Here is a 26,562-nt window from a genome sequence, read left to right on the forward strand (position 1 = left end):
TTTAATTTAAATTTTTTGATTCTTGAGCTTTATAACATTATGAATGTGATCCGTATACTTACCACTCACTCGCTACCGATGATGGCTGTTTCTTGTGCAGTGCTGGCAACACCCGTCGCCATGGCAGAGACATCATCCAGTCCTACTGAATCCAGCTTACCCACGATAGTGGTCAATGCCAAGAAAGTAGAGCCTAGCTATCAGGTCAAAGTCTCCAGCACAGCAACCAAGACCGCAGCACAGCTCCATGACGTGCCGCAAACCGTGAACGTGGTGAATAAAACCGTGATGCGCGATCAAAACGCGGCATCTGTGCAGGATGCCTTGATCAATGTGCCGGGCTTAAGTGCCAGTGTGGGCGATGGTCAGCGTGACCAGACGGTGATTCGGGGCTTCTTGAATATCACCGATCAGTTCGTCGATGGCGTACGTGATGATGCACTCTATTTCCGTGACTTGTCCAATATCGAACAAATCGAGGTCCTGAAAGGTCCAGCCGCAGTGGTCTATGGTCGTGGTTCAGCAGGCGGGATTGTTAATCGGGTCACCAAGAAACCGAATGCCAATCCGATAGAGGAAGTCGGAGTAACCTTTGGTTCGCGTGGGCAAAAACGCGGGGAGTTTGATCTGGGCACGACGACCAGTGATAAAGATATGCAGTTCCGCTTGACGGGTGCGGTGGAAAGCTCATCCAGCTTTCGGGATGGCTATTTCTTAGATCGTCAGGCCATTGCGCCGTCAGCGCTGTTCAAGATTTCGCCTGATACTACGATCATGGTGCAAGCCGATTATCTGCATGATAAACGCTTGGCGGATCAAGGGGTGCCGAGTTATCACGGTCGCCCTGTCGATGTGCCAATCAAAACCTACTACGGTGCCGCCAATGGTCGGGATCGTGCCTATGTCGAATCTGAGGTGCTGAGTAGTGCGATTACAGTGGATCATCGTTTTAGCGATACACTGAAATTGCATTCGGTACTGCGTGCGTATGATTATTCACTGGATCGCAACTACACCACCCCAACGGTGAATGAAAAAACCGCTAAAGTCGCAATTGCCGAAACCAAACGTGTGCGCGATGAGAAGGGCGTTTACTTGCAAAATGAACTGTCACAGATTTTGAATTGGGGCAGTGTCAAACACGATATTCTGTATGGGCTTGAAGTGGGTCATCAAGACAAGAGCGAGCGATTGTACACGGCTAAAAATGTGGCGACTTATAACCTGTTTGCGCCAGTACTGGTCGATCTTCCGCCGATTCCACACAATACGCCAGCCAGTAATGATAACAAGAGCCAGTTTGATATCTATTGTCTATATCTACAGGACTTCGTAACAATCACGCCTGAGTGGAAACTGCTTGCGGGTGCGCGCTTTGATCGAATAGAGCAAAATCGGGATGACCGTACTAAAGCCAATCTTGATCTGGATCGTACGGATAACACCGTCTCCCCGCGTATTGGTCTGGTGTATCAGCCGATTGAAGCGGTATCGCTCTATGCGTCCTACAGCAAATCTTACCAACCGATTGCGGATGCGTTTACTTTCTATGCCAACAGTGATCAGCTTAAACCGACCGAAACCAAGAACAAAGAAGTCGGGGTGAAGTGGGATCTGACTCCGCTAGCCAGCCTGACCACATCGTTGTTTGAGATGTCACAAACCAACATTCAGAATCAAGACCCGCTCAATCCACTGCTGGCAGTGCCGATTGGTGAGCAGCGCACCCGTGGAGTGGAGTTGTCGTTTACCGGTAAGATCGCGCCGCAGTGGGATGTCCTTGCCGGTTATTCTTATATGAAAAGCGAAATCTTAAACTCAACGGCCAAGACTTCGACAGGTCAATCATTCAATGGCAATGAAGCTTCATTGACCCCACGCAACAGTTTTAACCTCTGGATTAAACATAAACTGGATGATGGATTCTATGTCGCGGCAGGGGCTAAGGCAGAGTCATCCCGTTTTGCTTCAGCTGATGATCTGACCACATTACCCGGCTATGGCGTGATGAATCTGGGTGCGGGTTATGAATCGGCGAAGTTTGATATCAATGCGACCCTACAGAACGTGCTGAATCGCAAATATTTTGTTGCCGGACATAGCGGCGCAAATGATTATAATCTGCCGGGCTCTCCTGTAGTGCTCACTGTAGGCGCCCGCTATCGGTTTTAAATAGAGCGCTTTAGGTCATCTAGAAAATCCATTTCAGCCCAGTTACTGGGCTGGAGTGGATTTTTGGCATTTAGGCATTCTTGATTGTGAAGGTTAATGAATAGGGTGATGGGGATGACTCCAATGATGAGTAAACAGCGATGATCAAAGGTCGGGTTCGGAGTGTGTTTAAGACGGTGCATCTTTCGATTGCGTTGGTCTTTGGCATTATTTTTGTGCTACTAGGGCTGACTGGTACGGTGATTGCGTGGTTACCAGAGCTGGATCGTGCGCTGAATCCTGAGCTGTTGGTGGCGACGCAAACCGAGTCGGGAATTGAATTGACAATGCCTTTTCGGGTGGCACCGCAGCAGGTGCAGCAGATCATGGACACATTGAGTCAGCAGCCAAGCTATGGCAAACCGAGCCAGTTGACGCTGCCTGAGACTGCCGATGATGTTTATGTCGTGTCTTATAAAGTTCCTGTGGAAAAAGGCACGTCTGATCTTTTTCGCGCTGATGTCATGCGACAAGTCATGATTGATCCCTTAACACTTGAGATCAAAGGCGAGCGACTATGGGGGCAGGCAGGATTCTCCAAGACTCAGCTTATGCCGACCATCTTTTATTTGCATCGTTATCTCTTGCTTGGGATAACAGGTAAGACCATTAGCGGCATGACCGCTTGTGCATTCTTGATCATGGCAATCACAGGTCTCATCTTGTGGTTTCCGCGTGCCCAGATTATCGCGCTACGTGCCGCGTTTCGGATTCATTATGCGGGGTCTATGGCACGGTTGCAGTTTTCAGCGCATCGGGTTTTGGGGTTCTTTGCTGCCCCCGTACTGATCGTACTGGCTTTTTCGGGATTGTATTTCAATCAGCCAGATTGGGCGCTACCTGTCGTGAGGAGCGTCATGACGGTGTCGAAAAATGACAAAGTCGCCAATCAACCTGTCACCAAAGAAGCGAGCATGCTGACGGTTGCAGAAGTCATGCAATACGCACAAGCACGGTATCCGACTGCACGCCTCTCACGGATTGTCTTACCCAAAAAGCCCAGCGATCCCTTTGAGATTCGTGCGCGGCAGCCGACCGAGATTCAAGACCATGATGGGGCAACGCGGATCAAGATTGATGCCTATAGTGGGCAGGTCTTACAGGTGCGCGACCCTCTCAAAGGCACGACCGGAGATGTGTTTTTAAGCTGGATGTTTCCGCTGCATTCGGGTGAGGCCTTTGGGGCGGTTGGGCGTATCTTTATCAGCTTGTTTGGACTGATGCCGCTCTTCTTTGCGATCACGGGGTGGCTGATGTGGCATAGGAAGAGAAAATCCCGCAAGATTTGATGAGTGGTGAGAAATAGGCATGTTTTCATGATAGACATCAGTCATCGATACGATACAAACAAGACTCAATGTCATGCTTGAATAGCTGCAATATAAAGCCTCACTGTATAGAGGGGTTTTATTTGGGTGAAGGGAATGTTGTCATGATAAAGAATTGTTCTCGTTTGCTGATCGTATGCGTATGCTTCAATCTGACCTCTATGCTATGGGCCGCGCCTGTTTCTCAAGACCCACCAAGCCAAGAGGAAAGCATCCCTCTATGGCCTACACCTCCGTACACGGCAACATCATCCCACCCTCCTGAGCAATTGAGTACACATGGCGCAGTTAGTCATGTAGCCGTGCCACGTTTGATTGTCTATCGCCCAGCACATCCTAATGGTACGGCAGTTCTGGTGATTGCAGGGGGTGGCTATAAGCGGATTGAACGCAGCAAGGAAAGCATGCCCGCAGCACATTGGTTACAGGCGCAAGGGATAACGACCTTTGAACTCATTTATCGCTTACCCACTGATTGGCCAGCTTCAGCCAGTTTTCAGGACGCCCAGCGTGCGATGCGTTTGATTCGCGCTCAGGCAGCAAACTATCAAGTTCAAAGCAATCATATTGGTATCTTGGGTTTTTCCGCTGGAGGACATTTGGCGGGTATGACTGCGGTCACCACAGTGCCGCTTTACAAGGCCGTGGATGTAGCCGATCAGGTTTCTGCACGTCCAGACTTTGTGGGACTGATCTATCCTGTCATCACTTTAATGCCGCCTTTTGATCACACCAGCACTCGTCGTGAGCTCATCGGGGATCATCCAACCCGGATACAAAGCCAAGCGTATTCAGTTAATCTGCAAATCCAAGATCAGATGCCACCCACCTTTCTCGCCCATGCCATCGATGATCCGATTTCGCCAGTGGATAATAGTGTATTGATGCTTATGTCATTACGTGCTCATCATATAGCCAGTGAGCTGCATGTGTTTCAAGCGGGGGGACACGGTTGGGGGCTTGGGCAGCCGGATACTTTGGTGGCTGCATGGCCTACCTTATTTCTGGCTTGGCTCAAGCACAATGGTGATCTGGTGCGGGACTAATCGTTGATTGCTCAATGTAGATGGAAGCTTTTAAGCAAAAGAGAATAGGGCAGTTTTTTTATAACATGCTTTCAATGAGGAGGACGAGCATCATGACAGCCATCAGACTTAAGGTAATCGCCAGTAAACAATGCATAAGTATTTTTTTCCAAAAAAATCAGTTTTCCGTAAATCAAAATTAAATGCGGGTATCCTTCTGGCTGGCTATGGGATATAAAATACCGATGGCTAATAAAGTACATTAATGACATTTTTGTAATGTTATATTGTACTATATTTGATACTAATATAAGGTATTGCCTTTAGGGTGTCACTTCTTTTTGAGAGTTTTCTTACCTAGATCACCCATCTGACATTTTTCTCCGCTGCTTAAGCCAATGTGACGCTCTTTATCTGCGCTTATATTCTGACGCGATTGAGATCATTTCTTTCCTTACGCATCAGGAGAACCCCATGAGCAGTACCGTTAATCTCTCCAATCAAAATGGACGAATCGCCATAGTCGATGGCGTACGCACCCCTTTTGCACGTATCGCCACACACTATCGTGACTTGAGTGCCATTGATCTGGGCAGCTTTGTGGTCAATGAACTGATCAAACGCAATGACCTCAAGCCCAGTCAGATCGATCAACTGGTCTTTGGCATGACCGTGATGATTCCTGAAGCGCCTTTTATCGCTCGTGAAGTGGCTTTGGCGTGCGGCCTTGATGATGTGGATGCCTATAGCATTACACGTGCTTGTGCGACCAGTTTTCAAACCATCGCCAGTGCCGCAGAGAGTATCTTGGCGGGTAATGCTGAAATCGTGATCGCAGGTGGTACTGATTCAACCAGTAGCGTGCGTTTGCCGATGTCACAGAAATTTTCCTCAACCCTCCGTGATGTCAATTTCGCCAAAACGTTAAAGGATCGCGTGCGCTTGCTGTCTTCATTGCGTCCAAAAGACATCCTGCCACTGGAGCCGTCGATTACGGAGTTTTCGGTAGGTGAAACCATGGGACAAAGCTGTGAAAAGATGGTGAAAAAGTGGGGCGTGAGCCGCGCTGTGCAAGATGATCTGGCCTATGCTTCGCATCACAATGCGGCACAGGCATGGAAAGAAGGCTATCTGAATGATCAGGTGATGTCAGTATCACTGGCAGGTGGCAAGATTTTAAAAGACGATAATCTGGTGCGCAAGAATCCAGAGCGCAGTGCCTATGACAAGTTAAAGCCATGCTTTGATTTCTCAGGGGCAGGATCGGTGACTGCGGGCAATGCCAGTTCATTGACCGATGGAGCTTCAGCCGTCCTGCTGATGAGCGAAGCCAAAGCTAAAGCGCTGGGTTTTGAGCCGATCGGTTATATCCGTTCTTTTGCGTTTGCGGCCAAAACACCAAAAGATGATCTGCTAATGGGACCTGTACTAGCGGCTCCAATCGCCTTGGATCGAGCAGGCATAACGCTGCAAGAGCTTAGTCTGGTGGATATGCATGAAGCGTTTGCAGGTCAGCTAGCATGTAATCTTAAAGGGCTAGAATCACTCGATTATGCCCGCACTACTTTGAATCGAACCAAAGCCGTCGGTGAAGTGGATCGTAAGATTCTCAACGTCAATGGGGGGTCTATCGCCTTTGGTCATCCGTTCGGTGCGACGGGTGCACGTGTGGTTAGTCAAGCCCTCTATGAATTAAAACGTCGAGGGGGCGGGATTGCATTGACGACGGCCTGTGCTGCAGGGGGTATTGGCGCGGCGATGGTGGTTGAAGCGGATTAAGGTTAGATTTGAGTAAAAGTCCATGACTTAATAGAGGTACTCAGTACCTCTATTAAGCATTAAGCAAAGATTTTTTCATTGTTACATTTTTATTTAACTAATATTGATAATCATTCTTATTCGTATTGTTTGTCCAGATCAAAAATTATATGATGCGCGAAAGTTTTTTTTGACAAAATTTGAGCGCAGCGTATGTCGAACACCGTGTTTTTATTGTGCCCACTCTCCGCAGCCATGATTTTGGCTGTATCCATGACATCAGTGTATGCCGATGACAGCAATGACGGGGCGACGCTGCCAACCATTACTGTCACGGCCAGTACCAAAACAAAATCAGACGTGCTGACTGTTCCTCAAGCGGTCTCCGTAGTCTCTGCCAAGGATATTGATAAACGTGGTGCCCAAGGTCTGGATGAGTCTCTGCGTTACACAGCGGGGGTCGTCAGTGGTGGCTATGGTGCCGATCCGCGTAGTGACTGGATTTTGGTTCGCGGCTATAGCCCGGCGCGATTCCTAGATGGCTTAGCACTGCCCACAGGTACGTGGACTGCCGCTTCACGGATTGAGCCTTATGGACTGGAGTCCATCGAAGTAGATAAAGGTCCATCGTCAGTCATGTTTGGTCAGCAACCACCCGGCGGGATGATCTCGATGGTCAGCAAGAAGCCGCGCGAGGATGGGAGCAATGAAGTTGTCGTGACAGGTGGCAGCTTTGATCAGCGTGAAATTTCAGGGGATGTAGGTGGTCGCCTCAATGCTGATGGATCATTGCTCTATCGTGTAGTGGGCGTTGCGCGAAATGGTGATACCAACATCGATCACTCCAAAGATAACCGCTACTACCTGGCGCCGAGTCTGACGTGGAAGATCGACGATGCCACCTCTCTGACCGTACTGAGTCAGGTACATAAGACCGATACGTCAGGCACAGGTGGATTTCTGCCTTCGCAAGGGACCACCAGCTATAATCCCTATGGCAAGATCAGCAGCAGCTTTAATCCTGGTGAGCCGGATTACGATACCTACAAGAAATTGGATCGCTCCATCGGCTATGAGTTTTCCCATCAATTCAACGATGCGGTGACCCTTAAACAAAATTTACGTTATCAGCAAGTGGATGTTGAATATCAATCCGTTGGAGCATTGGGTCTGGCATTGGATGGTAACGGGCAACCAACTGATTATCGCACGTTGAATCGTTATACCTATCCTCTGCAAGAATACTCCAAAGTCTTTGCCATGGATAACCAAGTGGCCATCAAGCTCGATACGGCTGCGATCAAGCATGCCGTATTGGTTGGGGTGGACTATTTAGAAAGCAAAAACGACTTTGCTTCAGGTTATGGGTCTGCGCCGACTTTAGATATTTTTAATCCGGTATATGGGGCGTCAATCGTTACCCCGCCATTCACTTATCATACCAACAGTATTTTTAAGCAAACGGGTCTGTATGTGCAGGACCAAGCAACCTATGGTCGCTGGGGGCTTACCATCGGCGGGCGTCATGACTGGGTCAAAAACGATATTGACGACGAAATCTCAGCAACTACACGCACACAGAATGACAATGCCTTTTCAGGCCGTGTCGGCTTAAATTATTTGTTTGAGTCCGGTGTAGCACCCTATGTGGCGTATTCACACTCATTCCAGACTCAAGCAACTAACACCGCATTTGATGGTAGTCCTTTCAAGCCGTTGACTGGCGATCAGATTGAGGCGGGTGTGAAGTATCAGCCCAATAAAGGCAATACGCTGTTTACCGCTGCGGTCTATGAACTTAATCAGAAGAATGCGTTAACGGTTGATCCGAATCACTTGTTCTATAGCGTTCAAATGGGAGAAACCCGTACGCGTGGCGTAGAGCTTGAGGTCAACCATCGCTTTGATCGCAATCTGACGGGAACTGCCACGTATACCTATACGGATGCAAAGGTGACCAAAGCCAGTATTGATGATCCTGCACTGGGTAAACAAGTGGCATTGTTGCCCAAGCAACAGTTCTCATTGTCTGCAGATTATGCGGTACGTGAAGGTTCTTTGGCTGGCTTAGGCTTTGGCGGTGGGGTCCGTTATGTTGGTGATCACTATGGTGATAGTGCAAATCTGTATAAGACATCTGGCTATACACTCGTGGATGCCAATGCGCACTATGACATCAAGGATTGGCGTCTACAGCTCAGTGCCGCGAATCTGCTTGGCAAAGAATACATTTCCGCATGTAATAGCGCAGCATGGTGTTATTACGGTTATCCGCGTACCTTTGTCGCGTCGGTACGTTACCGTTTCTGATACTTCGCAAATTACGGCTTATCAAAAAAAACCTTATCTTTTGATAAGGTTTTTTTTGAACGATATGTTAACTATTTGTCGGATTGATGATCTCAGGAGTAGACCCGCGCAACGGCTAGTCGGCTAAACAGCATCAGCGCACAGGCCATTAAGAATGCAGAAAGGGCATAGACCGCGCTTTGGCTATAGACATAAATGCCGCCAGCAATGAGCGGGGTAATGGCACGGCTTAAAGACAAGAAGCTTTGATTTGCGCCTTGCAGTTTGCCTTGCTGATCCTCGCTCACTGCAGTGGAGAGCATGCTGTTTAGGGTGGGTTCAAACAACCCTTCACCAATCGTGATACAGATCACTGCGCCGTAGATCAATGGCAGGTAGGTTTCAAAAGAACAGAGTGCCACCAGTCCAAAACCGACAATAGCCAGCGTAAGGCCGATTCTGCCCACAATGACTTCTGTCCATATCTTGATCAGGCGCGGCAGTAAGATTGCACGCGAGATGATATCGCAGATCCCGATCAGGGTCAGAATCACACCGATACCTGCGGGACCGAGCAGATAAATATCCTTGAGAAAGACTGTAATATTACTCTGATAGAGAAACATCGCTGAGCCAAACAGTAGCCCCATGAGGATGAACGGTCGCGCTGCGCCAAGGCTGAGAACATCTTTGAAATGGGCAAAGGTATTTAGATGTTGCCATGAAAAATGGCTAGAGCGCTTTTCAGGTGGAAGGGATTCTGGCAAGACGAATTGGGTTGCGATAGCGGCAAACAGTGAAATCCCTGCTGCAATATAGAAAGGCAGTTGCAAGGATGCGCTGCCAAGCAGTCCGCCAATGGCGGGACCGGTGATGAAGCCAATGCCGATCGCCGCACCCATATAGCCGAACCACTTGGTGCGCTCATGGGCGGCAGTGCTATCCGCAATATAGGCAAATAATGTGCTCATGTTGCCTGCAGTCAAACCATCAATGATGCGTCCAAGAAACAGTACCCATAGCGCACCACCCACACCCATCACGGCATAGCCAATGGCGGAGCCCAAGATACTGATGACCAGAATCGGGCGGCGACCAAAGCGGTCACTCATTGCGCCAAGGACAGGTGAGGACAGAAACTGACATACAGAAAAGACCGAGAGCAGGATGCTAAGACCTATCACCACTTGGTTGTTGGGAAGGTATTGCCCTAAAAGGAAGGGGAAGAGGGGCATGACAATGGTTAGACCCATCGAGTTTAAGACGGTCATGGCGATGACCAGCCAGAGTTTATTATTTTTCATAAAAGGGTATCCTTTTTATATATTGAAGTCCCTGGAGGGAGATAGATCTCAAGCAGGGGCAGGAGAATGCCATCGACAACGCGGAAGATAAACGCATCATCGAAAGGTCGCTCGAGTCGGACATGGCGAGTAATCATGGCTTCTGCCACATCGTGTATCAGGTCTTCACACTCAGCCGTTTCAAGGCCATCGCGTGACATCGCACGCGAGAGCACACGCCGAAACGGAGAAAGATCCTGATCGTTAACATGCGCTTGTAGTGCTGCCGCCAGTTCCTTGTCGTGTTTAGAGGCGGCGATCAGGTCGTTGATCATGGCCAGATAAGGAGCCGTTGCGGTGTTACGCAGGGTTTCAAATACGGCGATTAAGTCACTGCGCAGTTCGCCCGTATCCGGGATCGACTCGTTCCGCTGCTGATCAAAAGCATCGATTGCTGCTTTGACCAGCTCCACACGATTACGCCAGCGGCGATAGATGGTCGCCTTGCTGGCATGGGCGTGTGCAGCGACACTGTCGATGGTCAGGGCTTGATAGCCGTGCATTTGCAACAGTTCGATGGTGGCATTGAGGATGGCGACTTCACGCGGCTTGCCTCGACTCATGGTTTTTCTTCTGGCTTTAAGTGTACGAAACAGTACCGTACAGATAAAGTGAAAGGTTGTCAATTAAATTTTAAGGAGAGTATGTGAGCGTGTTATTCGATGACTGAGGATAAGGGAGATGATCCCCCAAGCCATAAGACATTAGGGGGATGACGGTTCTGGTTTTACGACGCCTGCTTCAATTCCCGATCAAAGAAATCCACGGTCCGTTGCCAGACTACCTTCGCACCGGGCAGTGCACGGCTCAGGCTGCGAAAACCATGTGGCATGGCATAGGTATAGGCTTCGACGCGCTGTCCGAGTCCTTTAATGACTTTCTCGCGTTTACTGGCTGGGCAGATCGGGTCGATGGTGGACCAGTGACCTTGCAGCAGACGGATACCATCCAATGATTCCTCATCCGGAATACCAGCGCCTTGGAGGCCCAGCGAGTGATGATAGAGTACAGGTGCTAGTAGATCATCACGTTTTGCCATTTGCAGTACAAAGCCGCCTGTCAAACATTGACCCAACATCCCCAGACGACCATTGCAGCGTGGGTCGGCCTTGAGAGCATCCAGCAGCGCGTGCATCTCCTGATTCAGCTCACTGTTGGCACGGTTCATGCGTCCGGCTTCCGTGACCATGGCGCGGATACAGTAGCGTAGCGCACCGTCGGTGAAGAGATTGGGTACATAGACCAGATAGCCACGTGCGGCAAGGTCTGCCGCGTCTTCACGATAGAAGTCCAGCACCCCAAACAGCTCGTGCAGCATGAGGATACCCGGTGCGGATGTCGGGGTATTGGGTACATAAACCTCGACATCAATGGTGCGAGTACCGAGCGTGATCTGTTTGATTTCCATCTTCAATCTCCATCGAATAGGCGGGCCATGTTGTGATACCGCGTCAAGTGCGCTTGATAATATCATTGCCCAGATTGAAAGGTTTATGGCTTTATTCGATGGAAGTATCAGCATGTACAACATTTTAAAATAGCTTTGGATCAGTACGCTAGCGATGAAACTCACCGGTGATATACAAAAGGCTACTCCCCAAAGTCCTATGATTTATCCTAATCTAAGCGTATGGGATTAAAAAAGAATATAGATCTATGAGGAATGCACTGAGCAGTGATCGTATCCAATTGCGTCTGTTAACCGAACAGGATGCCAATGCACTCGTGGATGCAGCGCGTGATGGGGAGCTGTGGCAGTTGCCTTTTACCGTGGTCCCCTCCAGTGACACGGTCCATGATTATGTGCTGCATGCGCTGCAGGGTATGGCCGCAGGGACGGTCATGGCCTTTGTCATCGTACTGCGCGAAAATAATCAGGTGATTGGTTCAACGCGCTTCTGGAAAATTGATCGCCACAACCGCAAACTTGAGATCGGTAGCACGTGGTTGTCAGCGTCCCAGCAGCGGACTTTCGTGAATACCGAAGCCAAATACCTGATGCTGCGCTATGCTTTTGAGCACTTGAATTGTGTGCGTGTGCAGTTCACCACCGATGAAATCAATGCCAAGTCGCGTGCCGCGATCTTAAGGATAGGTGCCAAGCAGGAGGGGATCGTGCGTCATGAGCGGATCATGCCCGATGGACGCAAACGCAATTCGGTGCGCTTTAGTATCATTGATGATGAGTGGTTAGCGGTGAAGGCTCATTTGGAAAGTATGCTGCATCTGGAGGAAGATGAGATCACCAGTCCCTTAAATTAAAACATAAAAAAGCCCCAATATTGGGGCTTTTTTATTGATATGGGATTAAGTCAGAACGAGAACCACGACTGAAAACACTAGACAGTAACCCCCAAACAGATACCAGCGACCGTTATCCAGCCATGATGATAACCAGCGGAGTGCCAAGAGACCGGCCAAGAAGCTGCACACCATACCAAATAAACTCGGCGCAACTAGACTCGTAAAGTCGGTGCTAGGAGCTACGGGTGCAGCATGATAGGCGGTATAGAGACGATGGAATTCTTTGGCTATCACAGCCGGTGTTAACACGACCGCAAGCGCAAAACTGAACTCTTCGGCTTTCTTGCGTGAGATGCCCAAGAACAGTCCTGTTGAAATGGTTGCGCCTGAGCGTGAGAAGCCACGGAACGGTAGGCACAGCGCCTGTACTGCACCAATGATCAGAGAGCGACGGATGGATAAAGGTTTGTCTTCGCTCCCTTGCATGCGTGAAGAAGCGATGATCAATACACCACTGGCTGCCAGTGCGGTGGCCATCAGTTTTGAGTTATTAAATAAGTGCTCGATCTCAAAACTTGGAGAGTTGGAAAAGAACACATGCTTGATGATGTAGAGCAGCGCAAGACCAATCACACCTGTGATTGCGGTAGCAAATAAGACAAAAGCCAGATTGTCGCGAAAGGTGCGCCACGAGGAGAAATACGAGGTGCGCCATGATTGCCAGAAGTACACGATTACCGCAAACATGGTGCCGGTATGCAACATTACGAGCAGGAAGGTCATTTCAGGGGATGATGGGTCTAGCCCCATCAATTTCTCAGCCAAGATGACATGGGCTGAGCTTGAGACAGGCAGCAGTTCTGCAATCCCTTGGATGAGGGCGAGAATAAAAACATGGAGTAGGTTCATTGCACAGCATCTATGGTGAAGTCATGAAAGGCTCGATGCTAGCACCCCTCAATTGAGATTTGGTGAAGATCAACGACAATTTTTGCTTAGACTTCTACGCAAACCAGTTATCTGGACAGCAAGATACGCAATATTTCATAACGACACAGAACAACATCGACAACAACACCCATAACAACGCTTCGCGGACGTAAAATAGAGTTGAACGATATTTGAGCAAATTTAGCTCGTCTGGCTGGTGATCAGCCAAGGAGTTCTATCATGAATGCGCCAGTAAAAATGATACCCACGACGGTCATTGATCTCTTAAAAATTGACCATTTCAAAGCCAAAGAATGCTTCGATTATTTTGCAGCCCTTGGTGATCTTGATTTTAAAATCAAAGAAAAAGTGATGAAGCAGATGGCTCTGGATTTGATGACTCATCTGGTTGCCGAAGAGAATGTCCTGTATCCGCTGATTGCTAAACATCTACCGCACGGTTCTGCATTAGTCAGTGAGTCGATTGTTGAGCATGATCGTGCACGTCATCTGATTCAAAAGCTAGGCAGCATGAGTCCTTTTGATCCCCTGTATGACAGCACTGTCAAAACACTTGCTGAACTCATGCGCTACCACATTGAGGAAGAAGAAAATTACATTTTCCCGCTGCTCGAACATGTGGATTTGGATTTTGAAGAGCTTGCGATTGAGTTGCAAAAAGTGAAAAAAATGGTGGTTTAGGTCCATTAAAATCGCCGCCCTTGTGGGCGGCGATTTCTTTATATCAGTTGCATCTTTTTATTTAGCGGCTGTACCTGTATTACTCTCCGCCACAGCGGGTGGTAGAACAAGTTTTTCCGAAGGTTTTGGATGTTCCCACAGACTAAAGCCAATAATAATGGCTGCAAGCATGATCGCCACGATAGTGAAGAGTAAAGCATAGGCCACGCGTTTATCTTTCTTTCTCTCGGGCGGTGCGGTTTTATATTCTTCAGTCATAGCGATATTCTCCTACTTCTAAAAGAAAAATCGTAGCACGTTATTTGATCACCTCTGGGGGCGGACTGTATGAGATGTAAACTGATTAGCATGATGCTAATTAATAATGAATTGTATTTGATAGAATTTTATTGAGACTTAAGGTTTAGTCAAATAACGATACCAATCAAAGATCAACATAACGTATCGCCCCGTAACGTGATTGTTACCAAAGCACCGTATCGCTGCTGCGCAGTATGAATAATGATCAATGCTTGTTTAACTAAACGGTTAGAGAGAGGAAAAAATGCAAAATAACTCGATATATACCCGCTTTGCAAAATGGGCATCTAATTTTTGTGGTCAACCTAAAGTGTTTATTGCAGCGGTCGTACTGATCGCCGTGTGGATTATCACAGGCCCTATGTTTCACTATAGCGATACTTGGCAATTGGTCATTAATACCTTCACCACAATCATCACTTTCCTCATGGTCTTTGTGATTCAAAACTCACAAAATCGAGATACCCAAGCGATTCAACTTAAACTCGATGAACTCATTTGTGCAACTCAAGGTGCCGCCAATGCGTTATTGGACATAGAAGATCTAGATGACCAGAAACTCAAAGAGATGAATGCGAAGTACCAAACCATGGGAACCTCGGCCCGAGGTGGATTGGATCAACAAGATACACCCGAAGATGATCCTAAAAACTAGCCCAAGAGCATTCAAGCTGGTGTGCTGAGATAAGAAAAAAAGGGGCTATACGAATTCTACCCCTGATGTTTCAATATTTTACGGTTGTTACATCGATAGGGCAGAAGCCCGGTTAAACGCCGACAAGAAGCCCCCTCATCAAAACAGTATCCCTTGTTATAGTGATTAGGCAGTAACGTCACAATGTCGTGGCCATCTGACAATCGATTAAGAAGGATATTGATTATGAATACCGATATTATCGCTGGAAAATGGAAACAAGTGGTTGCCAAAGCAAAAGCGGAATGGGCAGACCTCACTGATGACGATCTGAAGAAAGCCGAAGCCGGCAAAGATCATCTGGTAGGCGTCGTGCAAGAGCGCTACGGCAAAACCAAAGAACAAGCGCACGAGCAAGTACAAGCCTTCTGGGATAAAAATGACCCGGATCGTAAAGTGTAAATTTTGACTTCTTATGCGATCGTAGACTGTTTTGATGGCTAGGTTTCTATCACCAGTCAATTGATCGTTACTTCGTAAAAAGCATGTTTCTTTAAAAAAGGACATGCTTTTTATCCCTTGAATCAGTGTTTGTTCATTTTTTCTAAAAGAAATTGGAGCGCTAAAATGGGAAAATATCTGCTTGCTTGGGTACTGGGTGTACCGGGTATCGTCTTGGTGATTGCGTATTTCTTTTTTCATTAAGCATATTCATCAGCGCGTACTAATTTGCCTGATCCTTAAAAATGACTCCTTAAATAGTGAGTCATTTTTTTTGTGAGGTATAGCGATGATAAGCGGTCGACCATCAGATTTATCATTAACGTGACGCTTAAGGGTTAACTTTAAATAAAGTCGCTCATATCGTTTTATTTGTGATAGTACAAGTTGCACGGCGGTTAAAAAGTGATAGTCTTCATGGTGTAAGGGTGTCACTTTAATAAAAGAAAAACTAAGGAATAATAATGATGAAAAAAGCCATTCTAATCAGTATTTGCAGTATAGGGATTGTTTGTTTAGCAGGGTGCAAAAATCTAATGCCGTATCCTGATCAATCTGTTGGGATGGCAAATCCGGCTTCGGTGTATTGTGCCAAGCTGGAGGGCAAAGAAGTCATCATCGATACCCCAGAGGGTCAGCGCTCGGACTGTATTTTACCTAGCGGTGAAAGGTTGGATTCATGGGCGTTGTTTAGACGTGACCATCGCAGTATTCAATAAACAGATCGCTATACGAAGAGATTGCACTCAGTATCTCTCGCATATTTATCTATGCCGAACCCTATTTGAATAGGGTCTCGGTCTTATCTCACTTAAAAGTTTTGTGCAGTGGTGGATTTATAATCGAAAACAGGATTATGATATTGATGTGAATTATACCATTTGGTCGATGAGTGACCCTTGGTCGTGATGGTGATGGGTGATTGTTTTTGCTGGGTTGAAAAGTATTATTTCTCAAGAATAGGAACTTTCTACGATGAACATGGATCCTCCCCAAATTTCACGGCGCACTTTAATCAAACAAACAGCCGTATTGATCGTTGGTTCATCTTTACCGATACGTGCGGCCTTTGCCAAGGGCAAGCCCCTGAATAGTGCGCAAGCGACGGATATCCGAGACCCCCAAGCTTTTGTGCGGATTGATGCGAATAATGTTGTCACGGTGATTAGCAAGCATATCGAGTTTGGTCAGGGCGCTTACACGGGTATGGCGACTCTGATTGCAGAGGAGCTGGATGCGGATTGGTCGCAGATCGTCGTTGAGGCGGCACCCGTAAACATGGCGCTTTATGGCAATAAAGTCTTGGGTGGTATACAAGGGACGGGTGGATCCAGCGCCATAGCTGATGCCTATACGGCGATGCGAATGATTGGTGCAACTGCACGATTGATGTTGGTTCAAGCTGCTGCTAAATCATGGAAAGTTGCCGAAAGTGAAATCACCGTAGAAAAGGGCATTATTGCCCATCCTGCCTCACAACGAACCGCCAACTTTGGTAAGTTTGCCCCTGTCGCTGCTCATCTGCCTATCCCATCTCCAGCCTTGGTCAAGCTCAAGCCAACGGCCAATTTTAAATTGATCGGCAAAGGTTTGGGTACTCTGCATCGAGTTGATTCTCGTTCAAAAACCGATGGTACGGCGCAGTTTACCCAAGATATCCATGAACCAAATATGCTAACGGTGGTGATCAAGAAGTCTCCCCGTTTTGGCGGCACTGTTAAATCGTTTGATGCCACAGAGGCGCGCAAGATTAAAGGAGTCGTGGATGTTAAGCAGATTAAAAGTGGCGTTGCGGTCTATGCGCTAAACACTTGGGCTGCGATACGCGGGCGTGAGAAGCTGGTCGTGGTTTGGGATGATAGCCATGCTGAAAAACGTAGCTCTCATGAACTCTTTGCTGAGTTTCGATCCATTGCTCAAAAGGCCGGTATATCCGCTGCGAAGCATGGTGATCTTGATAAAGCCTTTAAAGAAGCCGATAAAGTTATCACCTCTGAGTATAGTTTTCCATTCCTTGCACATGCGCCGATGGAGCCCTTGGATGGCTATGTCTTTTGGGATGGTAAACAGGCCAATGCACGTTACGGCTGTCAAATACCGACTTTAGATCAGCCTCAGTTTTGTAAGATCTTAGGCCTGCCACCCGAGCAGGTTCATATCGAGACCATTCTAGCGGGTGGTAGTTTTGGCCGTCGAATTGACTTGGGCGGTAGCCCGTTGGGTGATGACCTCGCGGTCGATATGGCTTCTGCGGTGAAAGCCCTCGGCCCTGGTCATGGCGTTAAAGTGGTATGGACCCGGGAAGATGATATTCAGGGTGGGTGGTACCGTCCCATGATTTTGCATACCTTTAAGGCGGCTATCCAAGGTGGCAAGATTACGGCATGGTCGAATACCGTTACCGGACAATCCTTTGTGGCGGGAACTGCATTTAACGGCATGATGAATCATGGCGTTGATCCATTGATGGTTGAGGGGTCTCAGGAAACGCCTTATAACTTTCCGCATTTCAGTTGTGACACCCATATCGTCCCTACCAAAGTGTCTGTCACTTCCTTACGTTCCGTGGCGGGAACGCATGCTGTTCATGCGGTTGAAAGCTTTCTGGATGAGCTACTGGATGAGACCAAACAAGACCCGATCAAGGGTCGTTTGGTACTCATGGAAAAATCTTCGCGTTATGTTGGCGTACTGCAAGCGGTGGCCAAGGCGGCAAATTGGAATGGCGCAGGCCCAGTCAATGGTCGTGCACGTGGTGTGGGTGTTGCGAAAGCATTTAATACCTACGTTGCGCAGATTGCTGAAGTCTCTATCGGTGCAGACGGCATCCCAAAAGTGCACAAAGTATGGTGCGCTGTCGATTGCGGCGTCGTGGTGAATCCCGACATTGTCCGCGCGCAGATCCAAGGTGGCATTGCTTTTGGACTGGGAATGGCATTGTATGGACAAATTACACTGGATAAAGGGATTCCCCAGCAATCCAATTTTCATAATTATCGGCAGCTTCGGATTAATGAAATGCCAGAGATCGAAGTCATTATTGTTCCTTCAACAGAAGCCCCAACAGGGGTGGGCGAGCTGGGTGTACCAACGATCGCACCTGCAGTGGGCAACGCCCTTGCCCGTTTAGGACGTTCTCGTAAAACACTGAGCTTACCTTTTGTGCAAGCGACACAAGCTTAAAGCGATATCAAGCTAATATTCATGATGATAATGATAGGAAGGAGTGATGATCATGACAGCAGTCACAATCAATGGTAAACCCATTCAGTACGACGGCGACCCCAATATGCCGCTGCTGTGGTTTCTGCGGGATGAACTCAAACTGACAGGCACCAAATTCGGCTGTGGCATCGCCATGTGCGGTGCCTGTACTGTCCATGTGGATGGAGAACCCGTTCGCTCTTGTCAGTTGCCCATGTCCACACTCGTGGGTAAGCAGGTCACCACGATTGAGGCGGTGGGTGAAACACCGGTTGGCAAAGCCGTGCAGAACTCATGGTTTGGTCTGGATGTGGTGCAATGCGGCTACTGTCAGTCCGGTCAGATTATGAGTGCTACCGCGCTTTTGAGTCAGGTCAAACAACCAACCGATGCGCAAATTGATTTGGTCATGAGTGGCAATGTCTGCCGCTGTGGTACCTATGTTCGAATTCGTGCCGCAATCCATGATGCGGCCAAATCATTAACCTAATCGCTGTTCCATCGTAAACGCGTTTTGGTCTGTAAAGCCGATGAGAATGCTGGGGAATTGAGATGAAAATCGTACGTTTGCTCCTAAAATTAGTGTTGCTCGTCTTGGTGCTGCTGATCCTCTTTGCGCTCTATGTTTTTTTTCGCCCGACTGGTCCAGAGCCTGTTGCACCGATTTCCGGTGCACCTACGAATCTCACTTCGACTCTTGCCCGCGGAGAGTATTTAACTCGGGCAGCGGACTGTACGGCGTGTCATAGCGTGCCGGGTGGTCAACCGTACGCGGGCGGCGTACCGTTTAAGATGCCTTTTGGAACCATTTACTCCACCAACATCACCGCGGATAAAACGCATGGCATTGGTGCGTGGAGTGATGATGAGTTTGTACGTGCCGTTCGCCAAGGGATTTCACCGCATGGCAATCTCTATCCTGCGATGTCCTATACCTCATATACTGGCATGAGCCGTGATGATGTGCTGGCGATTAAAGCCTATCTTTTCAGTTTGCCCATCTCCGATCAAGCCAATCATCCTGGCTTAGGATTTCCCTTTAATCAGCGTTGGGGGATTAAACTTTGGAATCTGTTTTTCTTTAAAGATCATCGTATTGTTGTTGATGATTCAAAGTCGGCGGATTGGAATCGTGGTGCTTATTTGTCGACCGCACTGGGTCATTGCGGGGAGTGTCATACTGAACGTAATCTTGCTTTTGCCATGAAGTCAGGCAAGTTTTTGGGCGGAGAGGATATTCAAGGCTGGCATGCGGCAAATATCACCTCGGATAAAAAGACCGGAATAGGCGATTGGACCGATCAGCAATTAAAAGAATATTTAACTCTGGGTCATGCCAGTGGCAGAAGTTCGGCATCTGGTCCGATGGCCGAGGTAGTGGAAAACAGCCTGCAATATTTAACGCCGAGCGACATCGATGCCATGGTGGTTTATCTGCGGAGTGTGAAGCCTGTATCGGGTAAGCAAAATAGCATCGTGAATTTAACCCCACAACCGGCTTTGTCTTCTACTGCGATCCTGCCAGCGTTAAGTTCGATCCAAGCCAATGATCTGGGTCAGCAGATCTTTGCCAACGAATGCGCGGGCTGTCATCAATGGAATGGCAAAGGTAGACAAACCCCTTATGCAGATTTGGTCGGCAGTCGTGTGGTGAATGATCCTCAAGGGCATAGCGTGGTACAGGTGATTTTAAAAGGAACCAAGCTTAAAGTCGGTGATCAGGAACACGCGATGCCGAGTTTTGCCAATACCCATTCTGATGCAGAGATTGCGGCGGTTGCCAATTATGTGGTTGGTCAATTCGGCGATAAGAAAGGGGAAGTCACTGAGAAGCTGGTGGCTAAACAGCGAGGGCTATAGATCAACCATGACGTCTTTACTGAACGCGGTTGCGACCGCAGCCCAGAAAGGGGATCACGCGGTACTGGCGACGGTCGTCAAAGTCGAGGGATCTGCCTATCGTCGCTCGGGTGCGCGGATGTTGATTTCTTCTTTTGGTCATGGCATCGGCACCATAAGTGGTGGCTGTCTTGAGGCAGATGTGTGCAGGAAAGCATGGTGGCTGACCCGTTTGGGCCACCCAGTATTGCAGCGCTACAGTACCGATTCGGACAGCGAGGGGATGGATGATAGTGAGGATGCCCGGACGTTCGGACTGGGCTGCAATGGCACTGTCTCGGTGCTGCTCCAGAGATTGACGGCTGAGCCTTTGCCGATTATTTCACTGCTGCATCAGATCGAAAATGAGCGCCACGCGGGTACTATAGCCACTGTGATCTCAGTCTATCCACAGGCCGGAATTCGTATTGGCGATCAGTTGCTGCTTGACCCTCTGCGCCATTATCGAGGTCAGTGGGCTCATACCGAACTCGAGCAGAAGGTGCGCCGTGATTTGACCGTTGCCCTTGATCAGCGCCAAAGCGCACAGCATGTGTATGCGGATCTAGCCGGCGAGATCGAAGTCTTTATCGAATACATTGCGCCGCCAAGGCGTCTGGTAGTTTTTGGTGCTGGGCATGATGCACAGCCCCTTGTCACTATGGCAAAGCTGCAAGGCTGGCATGTGACGGTCATCGATAGCCGGCCTCATTTTGCACAAGCGGAGCGCTTCCCTGAAGCCGATGAAGTGATTGCCGCTGATCTTGCTCAGCCATTGGCGCTGCAGGACATCATTGTCGACGCTGTTGTGGCAGTCATGACCCATAGTCTGCGTCAAGATCAGCATTGGCTAGGGGAGGTTTTACAATATCCGTGCGCATATGTGGGTCAGTTGGGCCCACGCCAGCGCACTGAGCGCTTACTCCAGCAGATTCAATTATCTCACTCCTCAAACCTGCATCCCTTGCCCGGACTTGCTGCCTTGCATTACCCGATTGGGCTGGATATTGGTGGTGATACACCAGAGTCCGTTGCACTCGCCATTCTTGCCGAAATAACGGCGGTGCTGAATCAACGCAGCGGGGGGCTGTTGAAATTACGCGAAGCCGCGATTCATCCTGTGGATCCGATAGGGTTTGAGTCTCTTGTACCCAATCGCGCAGATGATTTAGGCGCTCCTAATTTAAAGAGCAAGCTGGAAGAGAATCTCCGTGTTGCCCGATAACGCGCATGCGGTGGTTATTCTGGCTGCTGGAAACAGTAATCGTTTGGGAAGACCGAAACAGTTGCTGACTATCCAAAGGATTCCCTTGGTTCGGTATATTGCCCTTATGGCATTGATGACAAAGCCTGCACGAGTTGTGGTCATCGTAGGAACGTGGTCAGAAGAGATTCGACACTGTTTATCCGGTCTTACGGTGGACATCGTGTTGAATGACAACGCGCATATGGGAATGGCCAGTAGTCTGCATGCCGGTGCAATTGCACTGTCCAAAGCCCACCATAGTGGACCCGTACTGATTTTAGGCGTCGATCAGCCAAGATTAGCCGTTGATCATCTTGAAACACTGTTGAGCATTTATCGTCAGTATCCTGATCGATCTGTCGTCAGTCAGTATGCGGACACGATCGGCATGCCCGCCATAATCTCGATGGCCCTGTTTGCTGAAACCAGATTGTTAACTGGAGATGTAGGACTGAAGAAGATTCTACTCCAAAACCCCGAAAGCCTGATTGCGATCAATGCACCACAACTCGGATTCGATATTGATACACCTAACGATTTAGTGCTCGCGATCAAGGCTGGCTGGATTGATCCTTGATTGAAGGATGTCCTCATTTGAAGACACTCTTATAGACTGTGCCAGCAATCGGCTCAATTAATGTCGGTGAAACGCTTAAAAGCACTATCCTCTGCATTGACTTAGTTTAATCTATGTATATACAATGATGCATATACATAGATAACGGTAAAAACGAATATGTCCCTCTCCATCGGTTGCTCGTGCTCCAAACTGCGTAAGCTCAGTCGTAAGATCACCATGATCTACGATCATCATTTGGCGCCTGACGAACTAACTGTGGGGCAGTACTCTCTACTGGCCCGTATTGGCAAATTAGGTCCGATTGGCGTCATCCCTTTAGCCCAGTATATGGGCCTGGATCGCAGCACCATGAGTCGCACGCTCAAGCCCTTGATCAGTCTGGGCTGGATTCAAACGCTGGATTTACCCATTGAAGAACTCACCGATAAACGCTCCTTCGGGGTAAGTCTGACCGCTAGTGGCATAGCCAAGTGGCAATCCGCAAAGCCAAATTGGCAGAATGCCCAGCAAGAAATCGATCACATCTTAGGGCATGAAACCCATCAGGATCTGATGCATCTTATCGATGATGCGAACGCAAAATTTGACCTGCTCTAAGGGAGTGATCTGATGAATAAATTGATTCAATCCGTACAAGCACGCACTCCCTTTAGTTATGTCTGGATCATCGTCGCAATTATCTTTTTGATCCTGCTGTCGGCAGCGGGGATACGCGCCACACCATCGGTCATGATCATGCCGCTGGAGCATGAGTTTGGTTGGAGCCTCACTACCATTTCCTTTGTGATTTCAGTCAATATTGCGCTTTATGGTTTGATCGGACCCTTTTCTGCAGCGGCGATGCAGCGTTATGGTATCCGTCCTGTAGTGCTGGGCGCATTGGCATTATTGGCACTCGGCACTTTTGCCAGTACCTTCATGACCATGCCATGGCATATGGTTTTGGCTTGGGGGCTGGTGGTCGGTGCCGGTAGCGGGGTGATCGCTAATACGCTGGCTGCGACCATAGTTGGTCGCTGGTTTGAAACACGACGGGGGCTTGCGATGGGGCTGCTTACCGCCAGTGCGGCGACCGGGCAAATGGTGTTTTTGCCGCTAATGGCCTACATGGTTGAGCACTTTGGCTGGCGATCGGTGGCGATTCTGGTGGCGACGGTTGCCGCGATTGCAATTCCGCTCGTGGCACTCTTCCTGCCTGAGCGTCCGCAAGATATCGGCATGAAGCGCTATGGCCAGACGGATGAAATGACAGCGGATGTAGCCAGCACCGCCAATCCGTTGAAGATCGCTTTTACCGCGCTGGGCAAGGCCGTCAAAGTGCGCGACTTCTGGTTGCTGTTCTTCAGTTTCTTTATCTGCGGCATGAGTACCAACGGCTATATCGGTTCGCACTTTATTGCCATGTGCGGCGACCATGGCATGACGCCAGTGGCGGGTGCAAGCATTTTGGCAATGATGGGGATGCTGGACTTGATCGGCACGACCATGTCGGGGTGGTTATCGGATCGCTTTAATGCGCGAGTGTTGTTGTTTTGGTATTACAGTTTGCGTGGACTGGCGTTGATCTTTCTACCCAATGCCTTTGACATCATGTATTTCGGTTTGCCGCTGTTTGCGATTTTTTATGGTCTGGACTGGATTGCAACGGTGCCCCCAACCGTACGCCTCGCCAATGATGTGTTTGGACGATTGGCTGCACCGATAGTCTTTGGTTGGATTGTCGCGGGTCATCAACTAGGCGCAGCCAGTGCAACATTGCTGGCAGGTTTCTTACGTCACAGCCTCGGTAGTTATACGGTGGCATCGATCCTGATGGGGCTGGCCTGTGTGATCGCTGCGATACTAGTCCTGCGTATCAAAGGGCATCATGTGGATCAGAGTGATGCTGCGGCGACACCCGCGAACTCTTAAACTGCTTTGAGTTCATAAAAAAAGCCCCCGCATAGAGGGGCTTTTTTTATGGGATTGTTTCGGGGGTAAGCCTTAGAACTTCTTTGAGACTGCAAACAACAGTTCGCGTCGAGCGCCATATTGCGGTGCACCGACCCCGATTCCTGAGCCATCGCGGATTTCATAGATGTGATCAAATAGATTAACAACACTGAAACGACCTTCGATTTCCCCAAATTCACGAGTTTGGAAATCATGAGAGACGCCAGCATTCATAACCACATAAGAGGGCAGATGCTCGGTGTTGGCAAAGCCACTGCGCAGTCCACTGCCATAGAGGGCGTCTGCACTGCATGTGGTGCCATGCCATTGATAAGACATGCCCGCGGATGCCGTTAGCATCTGATCGTGATCCAAATGTACTTCATGATTAGAGATATACGCCAGTTCATCGTTGTCAAAGGTATATTGACTGGAGGTGATATCTTTTCCTAGTGCCGTTGCACGCGCAAGATTGCCATAAGCCGAGAAATTCTTGTCGTGATAATTGGCGGTCAGTTCGACGCCATAGACTTTGCCCTTGGCATAGTTAAACGGCGTATAGAGCAGTGCAGAACCAAACTGACCTTCATCCAGCAGATTGGTCACTTGCTTGTAGTAGCTGTCGAGACCCATGGTCAATTGCGGCGTGAACTTATGGCTGATCCCGATGTCATAGGCATTGGAGCTTTCCGACTTGACCGGATCGTTGAGTGTATTGGCCGGTGCATTGGTCGTACCCACTGATGCCGCAATGGTATCGTTACTCACTAATTCCATTGGTGGTGGGGTAAAGTAGCGTGCATAGCCCGCATGGAGCATCGTCTCTGGCGAGAGTTGATAGACGGCGCCGAGTCGCGGACTGAATTGATCGCCGGTCACATAGGCGTCGACATGATCATAGCGCCCGCCGTAGTTGATGGTCAGCTTGTCGGTGGCTTTCCATTCATCTTGCAGATAGATGCCTTCTAGATAAGCGGTTTTTTTATTGGTCACGTTATACGGGACGGGCTGATCGGACGTTTGATTGCCACTGTCATCTGCGGGGAAGGTCAGTACATTGGATTGGTTGTCTAGGCTTTCCCGGCTGTAGAACGCCCCGACGCGAATGGTATGTTCGGGATTTAAACGGTAGCTGCCATCAGCTTGCAGACCATTGGCCCAGCCACTACGTGCAATTTGTGAGGCAACGCCGGTATAGATCAAGTCGCCGATATTATCGGGATTAAAGTTGACTGAGGTATAGCGCGAGAACGCCGAGAGTTGATAATCAAACTGATCGCCGATTGAACTTTGGAAGGACAGCACGCCATAGTGCGTGATTTCATCCTGACTCTCAGTCAGGTTTTCAGATGGATAATTGGGAACGCCTGCCAACTGAAAATTCATTGGCTGCCCCGGACTATTGGGGATTTGAAAGCGGCTATTGGTGCTGCCCAGAATCAGGCTGACCCGTGAGGCATCCCCGACGAGATAGGAGAAATAACCAAAGCCCTTAAATTGATCCGTGGTGTCATGGATTGGGCTTTTGGATGAGGTTGGGTTTTCAATGCCAATATTGTTGGTCAGAAATGAGCCGTTCAGGAAATAGTTGAGATTGCCTTGGCTACCGCTCACGCTGCCCATGACTTCGCGGGTGTTGTTACTGCCCATTGAGATCCCGAGACTACCGGAATTATCCACTGCGCCGGTTTTGGTCTGGATATCGACCACGCCAGCGGTGCGATAGCCATACTGGGCTGGTAGTGTACCTGTCAGCAGGTTGATGCTTTTGATAAAGCTGGGATCAAGCGTCTGACCAAAGCCCGAGATACTCTCTGGCAAAATAACGCCATCGATTCGATACTGCAAATCATCATGATCGCCGCGTACATGCAATTGCCCATAAGAGTCCTGTGCCACGCCCGGTGCTTGTAGCAACACCTGATTCATCGGCGTGCTATCGCCTTGCGGCATATTGGCGATGTCTTTTTCACTGATCCGGTAGCTGCTACCCCCCGTTTCCACCGAAAGTCCATTACGCGCTTGATCGAGGCGCTTGGCCTTGACCTCAACCTGAGCCACTTTCTCCTGCGCCGATGCGGGCGTGGTACTCGGGTCTGATCCCGTGTTGCCTGCATTTTCAGCGGCAAAGACTGGTATGGAGAACGGGGCGGTGAAGAGGAGTGCAATGGCAAAAGACAGCGGATGAACGGGGTGGCGTGTTGAGCTAGGGCGCATAGCGTGTCTCAAAAGGATGGAAAACGGGCAAGGGGGCTAAATTAGCATTTGTTTACAGGGAGCGGGGTCAAGTTAACGCACTCTAGGAGTGCTTTAGAAATGTTATATTATTACAGTTGATGTATCTGTTCAACTGACTTCAGCTAAATTTTTAGTCTTTTAGATTCGTGATCGCTAAACCATTAATTCTCATAACATAAAGATAAGAACGTGTGAGTAACAGCACATGCCTATTTCATC

23 protein-coding genes are annotated in these 26,562 nt (G+C 48.8%); 17 read left to right on the plus strand and 6 right to left on the minus strand.

Features of this window, described 5'->3' with window-relative positions; genetic code table 11:
• The first annotated feature begins 39 nt into the window (after positions 1 to 39).
• From ACLHG7_RS04905 to ACLHG7_RS04925, 5 genes are all read left to right on the plus strand, one after another.
• Positions 40 to 2,172 (plus strand): TonB-dependent receptor, encoded by a 2,133-nt coding sequence (locus ACLHG7_RS04905; RefSeq protein ID WP_410209920.1) that lies wholly within the window; start codon positions 40 to 42, stop codon positions 2,170 to 2,172.
• A gap of 140 nt (positions 2,173 to 2,312) precedes the next feature.
• Complete coding sequence (locus ACLHG7_RS04910) at positions 2,313 to 3,500, plus strand: PepSY-associated TM helix domain-containing protein (protein ID WP_410209921.1); 1,188 nt, start codon at positions 2,313 to 2,315, stop codon at positions 3,498 to 3,500.
• 143 nt (positions 3,501 to 3,643) lie between these two features.
• Entirely contained in the window at positions 3,644 to 4,585 is a 942-nt protein-coding gene (locus ACLHG7_RS04915) for an alpha/beta hydrolase (protein ID WP_410209922.1), read from the plus strand.
• Between the two features lie 453 nt (positions 4,586 to 5,038).
• Positions 5,039 to 6,343, plus strand: coding sequence for an acetyl-CoA C-acyltransferase FadI (gene fadI / locus ACLHG7_RS04920; RefSeq protein WP_410209923.1), 1,305 nt, complete (start codon positions 5,039 to 5,041; stop codon positions 6,341 to 6,343).
• A gap of 192 nt (positions 6,344 to 6,535) precedes the next feature.
• Positions 6,536 to 8,632, plus strand: a complete 2,097-nt coding sequence (locus ACLHG7_RS04925; RefSeq protein WP_410209924.1) for a TonB-dependent siderophore receptor — start codon at positions 6,536 to 6,538, stop codon at positions 8,630 to 8,632.
• A 92-nt stretch (positions 8,633 to 8,724) separates the two neighbouring features.
• Here ACLHG7_RS04925 and ACLHG7_RS04930 read toward each other — a convergent pair whose 3' ends face one another.
• From ACLHG7_RS04930 to ACLHG7_RS04940, 3 genes are all read right to left on the minus strand, one after another.
• Complete coding sequence (locus ACLHG7_RS04930) at positions 8,725 to 9,915, minus strand: MFS transporter (RefSeq protein WP_410209925.1); 1,191 nt, start codon at positions 9,913 to 9,915, stop codon at positions 8,725 to 8,727.
• The gene (locus ACLHG7_RS04935; protein ID WP_410209926.1) at positions 9,912 to 10,517 is read right to left on the minus strand and encodes a TetR/AcrR family transcriptional regulator; all 606 of its coding nucleotides are present in this window, start codon (positions 10,515 to 10,517) and stop codon (positions 9,912 to 9,914) included. The genes ACLHG7_RS04930 and ACLHG7_RS04935 overlap by 4 nt, the downstream gene beginning before the upstream one ends.
• 164 nt (positions 10,518 to 10,681) lie before the next feature.
• Complete coding sequence (locus ACLHG7_RS04940) at positions 10,682 to 11,362, minus strand: dienelactone hydrolase family protein (RefSeq protein WP_410209927.1); 681 nt, start codon at positions 11,360 to 11,362, stop codon at positions 10,682 to 10,684.
• 248 nt (positions 11,363 to 11,610) lie between these two features.
• Here ACLHG7_RS04940 and ACLHG7_RS04945 point away from each other — a divergent pair, with 248 nt between their 5' ends.
• Entirely contained in the window at positions 11,611 to 12,216 is a 606-nt protein-coding gene (locus ACLHG7_RS04945; protein WP_410209928.1) for a GNAT family N-acetyltransferase, read from the plus strand.
• A gap of 45 nt (positions 12,217 to 12,261) precedes the next feature.
• Here ACLHG7_RS04945 and ACLHG7_RS04950 read toward each other — a convergent pair whose 3' ends face one another.
• Positions 12,262 to 13,107 carry an undecaprenyl-diphosphate phosphatase gene (locus ACLHG7_RS04950; RefSeq protein ID WP_410209929.1) on the minus strand — a complete coding sequence of 282 codons (846 nt, stop codon included), beginning with the start codon at positions 13,105 to 13,107 and terminating at the stop codon, positions 12,262 to 12,264.
• A 261-nt stretch (positions 13,108 to 13,368) separates the two neighbouring features.
• On the opposite strand from ACLHG7_RS04950, the gene ACLHG7_RS04955 reads away from it, so the two are divergent.
• On the plus strand, positions 13,369 to 13,830 hold the full coding sequence (locus ACLHG7_RS04955) for a hemerythrin domain-containing protein (protein WP_410209930.1): 462 nt from the start codon (positions 13,369 to 13,371) through the stop codon (positions 13,828 to 13,830).
• A 57-nt stretch (positions 13,831 to 13,887) separates the two neighbouring features.
• Here ACLHG7_RS04955 and ACLHG7_RS04960 read toward each other — a convergent pair whose 3' ends face one another.
• A complete protein-coding gene (locus ACLHG7_RS04960; RefSeq protein ID WP_410209931.1) occupies positions 13,888 to 14,088 on the minus strand; it encodes a hypothetical protein in 201 nt (66 codons plus the stop codon).
• A gap of 286 nt (positions 14,089 to 14,374) precedes the next feature.
• Between ACLHG7_RS04960 and ACLHG7_RS04965 the strand changes: the two genes are divergently transcribed.
• The 10 genes from ACLHG7_RS04965 (at position 14,375) to ACLHG7_RS05010 (ending at position 24,084) form a co-directional block, all read left to right on the plus strand.
• Entirely contained in the window at positions 14,375 to 14,785 is a 411-nt protein-coding gene (locus ACLHG7_RS04965; RefSeq protein ID WP_410209932.1) for a low affinity iron permease family protein, read from the plus strand.
• 225 nt (positions 14,786 to 15,010) lie between these two features.
• Positions 15,011 to 15,226 carry a CsbD family protein gene (locus tag ACLHG7_RS04970; protein ID WP_114900231.1) on the plus strand — a complete coding sequence of 72 codons (216 nt, stop codon included), beginning with the start codon at positions 15,011 to 15,013 and terminating at the stop codon, positions 15,224 to 15,226.
• Between the two features lie 575 nt (positions 15,227 to 15,801).
• A complete protein-coding gene (locus ACLHG7_RS04975) occupies positions 15,802 to 15,984 on the plus strand; it encodes a DUF333 domain-containing protein (RefSeq protein ID WP_410209933.1) in 183 nt (60 codons plus the stop codon).
• A gap of 256 nt (positions 15,985 to 16,240) precedes the next feature.
• Positions 16,241 to 18,448: a molybdopterin cofactor-binding domain-containing protein gene (locus ACLHG7_RS04980; RefSeq protein ID WP_410209934.1), complete on the plus strand. Its 2,208-nt coding sequence runs from the start codon at positions 16,241 to 16,243 to the stop codon at positions 18,446 to 18,448.
• A 52-nt stretch (positions 18,449 to 18,500) separates the two neighbouring features.
• Complete coding sequence (locus ACLHG7_RS04985; protein ID WP_410209935.1) at positions 18,501 to 18,959, plus strand: (2Fe-2S)-binding protein; 459 nt, start codon at positions 18,501 to 18,503, stop codon at positions 18,957 to 18,959.
• Positions 18,960 to 19,021: 62 nt separating this feature from the next.
• On the plus strand, positions 19,022 to 20,329 hold the full coding sequence (locus tag ACLHG7_RS04990) for a c-type cytochrome (protein WP_410209936.1): 1,308 nt from the start codon (positions 19,022 to 19,024) through the stop codon (positions 20,327 to 20,329).
• Between the two features lie 7 nt (positions 20,330 to 20,336).
• Positions 20,337 to 21,572 (plus strand): XdhC family protein, encoded by a 1,236-nt coding sequence (locus ACLHG7_RS04995; RefSeq protein WP_410209937.1) that lies wholly within the window; start codon positions 20,337 to 20,339, stop codon positions 21,570 to 21,572.
• The gene (locus ACLHG7_RS05000) at positions 21,559 to 22,170 is read left to right on the plus strand and encodes an NTP transferase domain-containing protein (protein WP_410209938.1); all 612 of its coding nucleotides are present in this window, start codon (positions 21,559 to 21,561) and stop codon (positions 22,168 to 22,170) included. Before ACLHG7_RS04995 ends, ACLHG7_RS05000 begins: the two co-directional genes overlap by 14 nt.
• Before the next feature lie 159 nt (positions 22,171 to 22,329).
• Positions 22,330 to 22,770 (plus strand): MarR family winged helix-turn-helix transcriptional regulator, encoded by a 441-nt coding sequence (locus tag ACLHG7_RS05005; protein WP_410209939.1) that lies wholly within the window; start codon positions 22,330 to 22,332, stop codon positions 22,768 to 22,770.
• Between the two features lie 12 nt (positions 22,771 to 22,782).
• Positions 22,783 to 24,084, plus strand: a complete 1,302-nt coding sequence (locus tag ACLHG7_RS05010; RefSeq protein ID WP_410209940.1) for an MFS transporter — start codon at positions 22,783 to 22,785, stop codon at positions 24,082 to 24,084.
• Positions 24,085 to 24,156: 72 nt separating this feature from the next.
• Here the strand turns inward: ACLHG7_RS05010 and ACLHG7_RS05015 are convergent, their stop codons facing one another.
• A complete protein-coding gene (locus ACLHG7_RS05015; RefSeq protein ID WP_410209941.1) occupies positions 24,157 to 26,322 on the minus strand; it encodes a TonB-dependent receptor in 2,166 nt (721 codons plus the stop codon).
• Positions 26,323 to 26,562: the final 240 nt, after the last annotated feature.

The organism is Aquirhabdus sp., assembly GCF_046462495.1.
In the GTDB taxonomy this organism is placed as follows: domain Bacteria; phylum Pseudomonadota; class Gammaproteobacteria; order Pseudomonadales; family Moraxellaceae; genus Aquirhabdus.

What these genes read in the sequence shown, in the direction of transcription:
- ACLHG7_RS04940 (WP_410209927.1), bottom strand. Translation starts at nt 11,362, where the DNA reads ATGGAAATCAAACAGATCACGCTCGGTACTCGCACCATTGATGTCGAG.
- ACLHG7_RS04945 (WP_410209928.1), top strand. Translation starts at nt 11,611, where the DNA reads ATGAGGAATGCACTGAGCAGTGATCGTATCCAATTGCGTCTGTTAACC.
- ACLHG7_RS05010 (WP_410209940.1), top strand. Translation starts at nt 22,783, where the DNA reads ATGAATAAATTGATTCAATCCGTACAAGCACGCACTCCCTTTAGTTAT.
- ACLHG7_RS04965 (WP_410209932.1), top strand. Translation starts at nt 14,375, where the DNA reads ATGCAAAATAACTCGATATATACCCGCTTTGCAAAATGGGCATCTAAT.
- ACLHG7_RS04910 (WP_410209921.1), top strand. Translation starts at nt 2,313, where the DNA reads ATGATCAAAGGTCGGGTTCGGAGTGTGTTTAAGACGGTGCATCTTTCG.
- ACLHG7_RS04925 (WP_410209924.1), top strand. Translation starts at nt 6,536, where the DNA reads ATGTCGAACACCGTGTTTTTATTGTGCCCACTCTCCGCAGCCATGATT.
- ACLHG7_RS04995 (WP_410209937.1), top strand. Translation starts at nt 20,337, where the DNA reads ATGACGTCTTTACTGAACGCGGTTGCGACCGCAGCCCAGAAAGGGGAT.
- ACLHG7_RS04960 (WP_410209931.1), bottom strand. Translation starts at nt 14,088, where the DNA reads ATGACTGAAGAATATAAAACCGCACCGCCCGAGAGAAAGAAAGATAAA.
- ACLHG7_RS04915 (WP_410209922.1), top strand. Translation starts at nt 3,644, where the DNA reads ATGATAAAGAATTGTTCTCGTTTGCTGATCGTATGCGTATGCTTCAAT.
- ACLHG7_RS04990 (WP_410209936.1), top strand. Translation starts at nt 19,022, where the DNA reads ATGAAAATCGTACGTTTGCTCCTAAAATTAGTGTTGCTCGTCTTGGTG.
- ACLHG7_RS04985 (WP_410209935.1), top strand. Translation starts at nt 18,501, where the DNA reads ATGACAGCAGTCACAATCAATGGTAAACCCATTCAGTACGACGGCGAC.
- ACLHG7_RS05005 (WP_410209939.1), top strand. Translation starts at nt 22,330, where the DNA reads ATGTCCCTCTCCATCGGTTGCTCGTGCTCCAAACTGCGTAAGCTCAGT.
- ACLHG7_RS04970 (WP_114900231.1), top strand. Translation starts at nt 15,011, where the DNA reads ATGAATACCGATATTATCGCTGGAAAATGGAAACAAGTGGTTGCCAAA.
- ACLHG7_RS04975 (WP_410209933.1), top strand. Translation starts at nt 15,802, where the DNA reads ATGCCGTATCCTGATCAATCTGTTGGGATGGCAAATCCGGCTTCGGTG.
- ACLHG7_RS04935 (WP_410209926.1), bottom strand. Translation starts at nt 10,517, where the DNA reads ATGAGTCGAGGCAAGCCGCGTGAAGTCGCCATCCTCAATGCCACCATC.
- ACLHG7_RS04980 (WP_410209934.1), top strand. Translation starts at nt 16,241, where the DNA reads ATGAACATGGATCCTCCCCAAATTTCACGGCGCACTTTAATCAAACAA.
- ACLHG7_RS04955 (WP_410209930.1), top strand. Translation starts at nt 13,369, where the DNA reads ATGAATGCGCCAGTAAAAATGATACCCACGACGGTCATTGATCTCTTA.
- ACLHG7_RS04905 (WP_410209920.1), top strand. Translation starts at nt 40, where the DNA reads ATGAATGTGATCCGTATACTTACCACTCACTCGCTACCGATGATGGCT.
- ACLHG7_RS04930 (WP_410209925.1), bottom strand. Translation starts at nt 9,915, where the DNA reads ATGAAAAATAATAAACTCTGGCTGGTCATCGCCATGACCGTCTTAAAC.
- ACLHG7_RS05015 (WP_410209941.1), bottom strand. Translation starts at nt 26,322, where the DNA reads ATGCGCCCTAGCTCAACACGCCACCCCGTTCATCCGCTGTCTTTTGCC.
- ACLHG7_RS04950 (WP_410209929.1), bottom strand. Translation starts at nt 13,107, where the DNA reads ATGAACCTACTCCATGTTTTTATTCTCGCCCTCATCCAAGGGATTGCA.
- fadI (WP_410209923.1), top strand. Translation starts at nt 5,039, where the DNA reads ATGAGCAGTACCGTTAATCTCTCCAATCAAAATGGACGAATCGCCATA.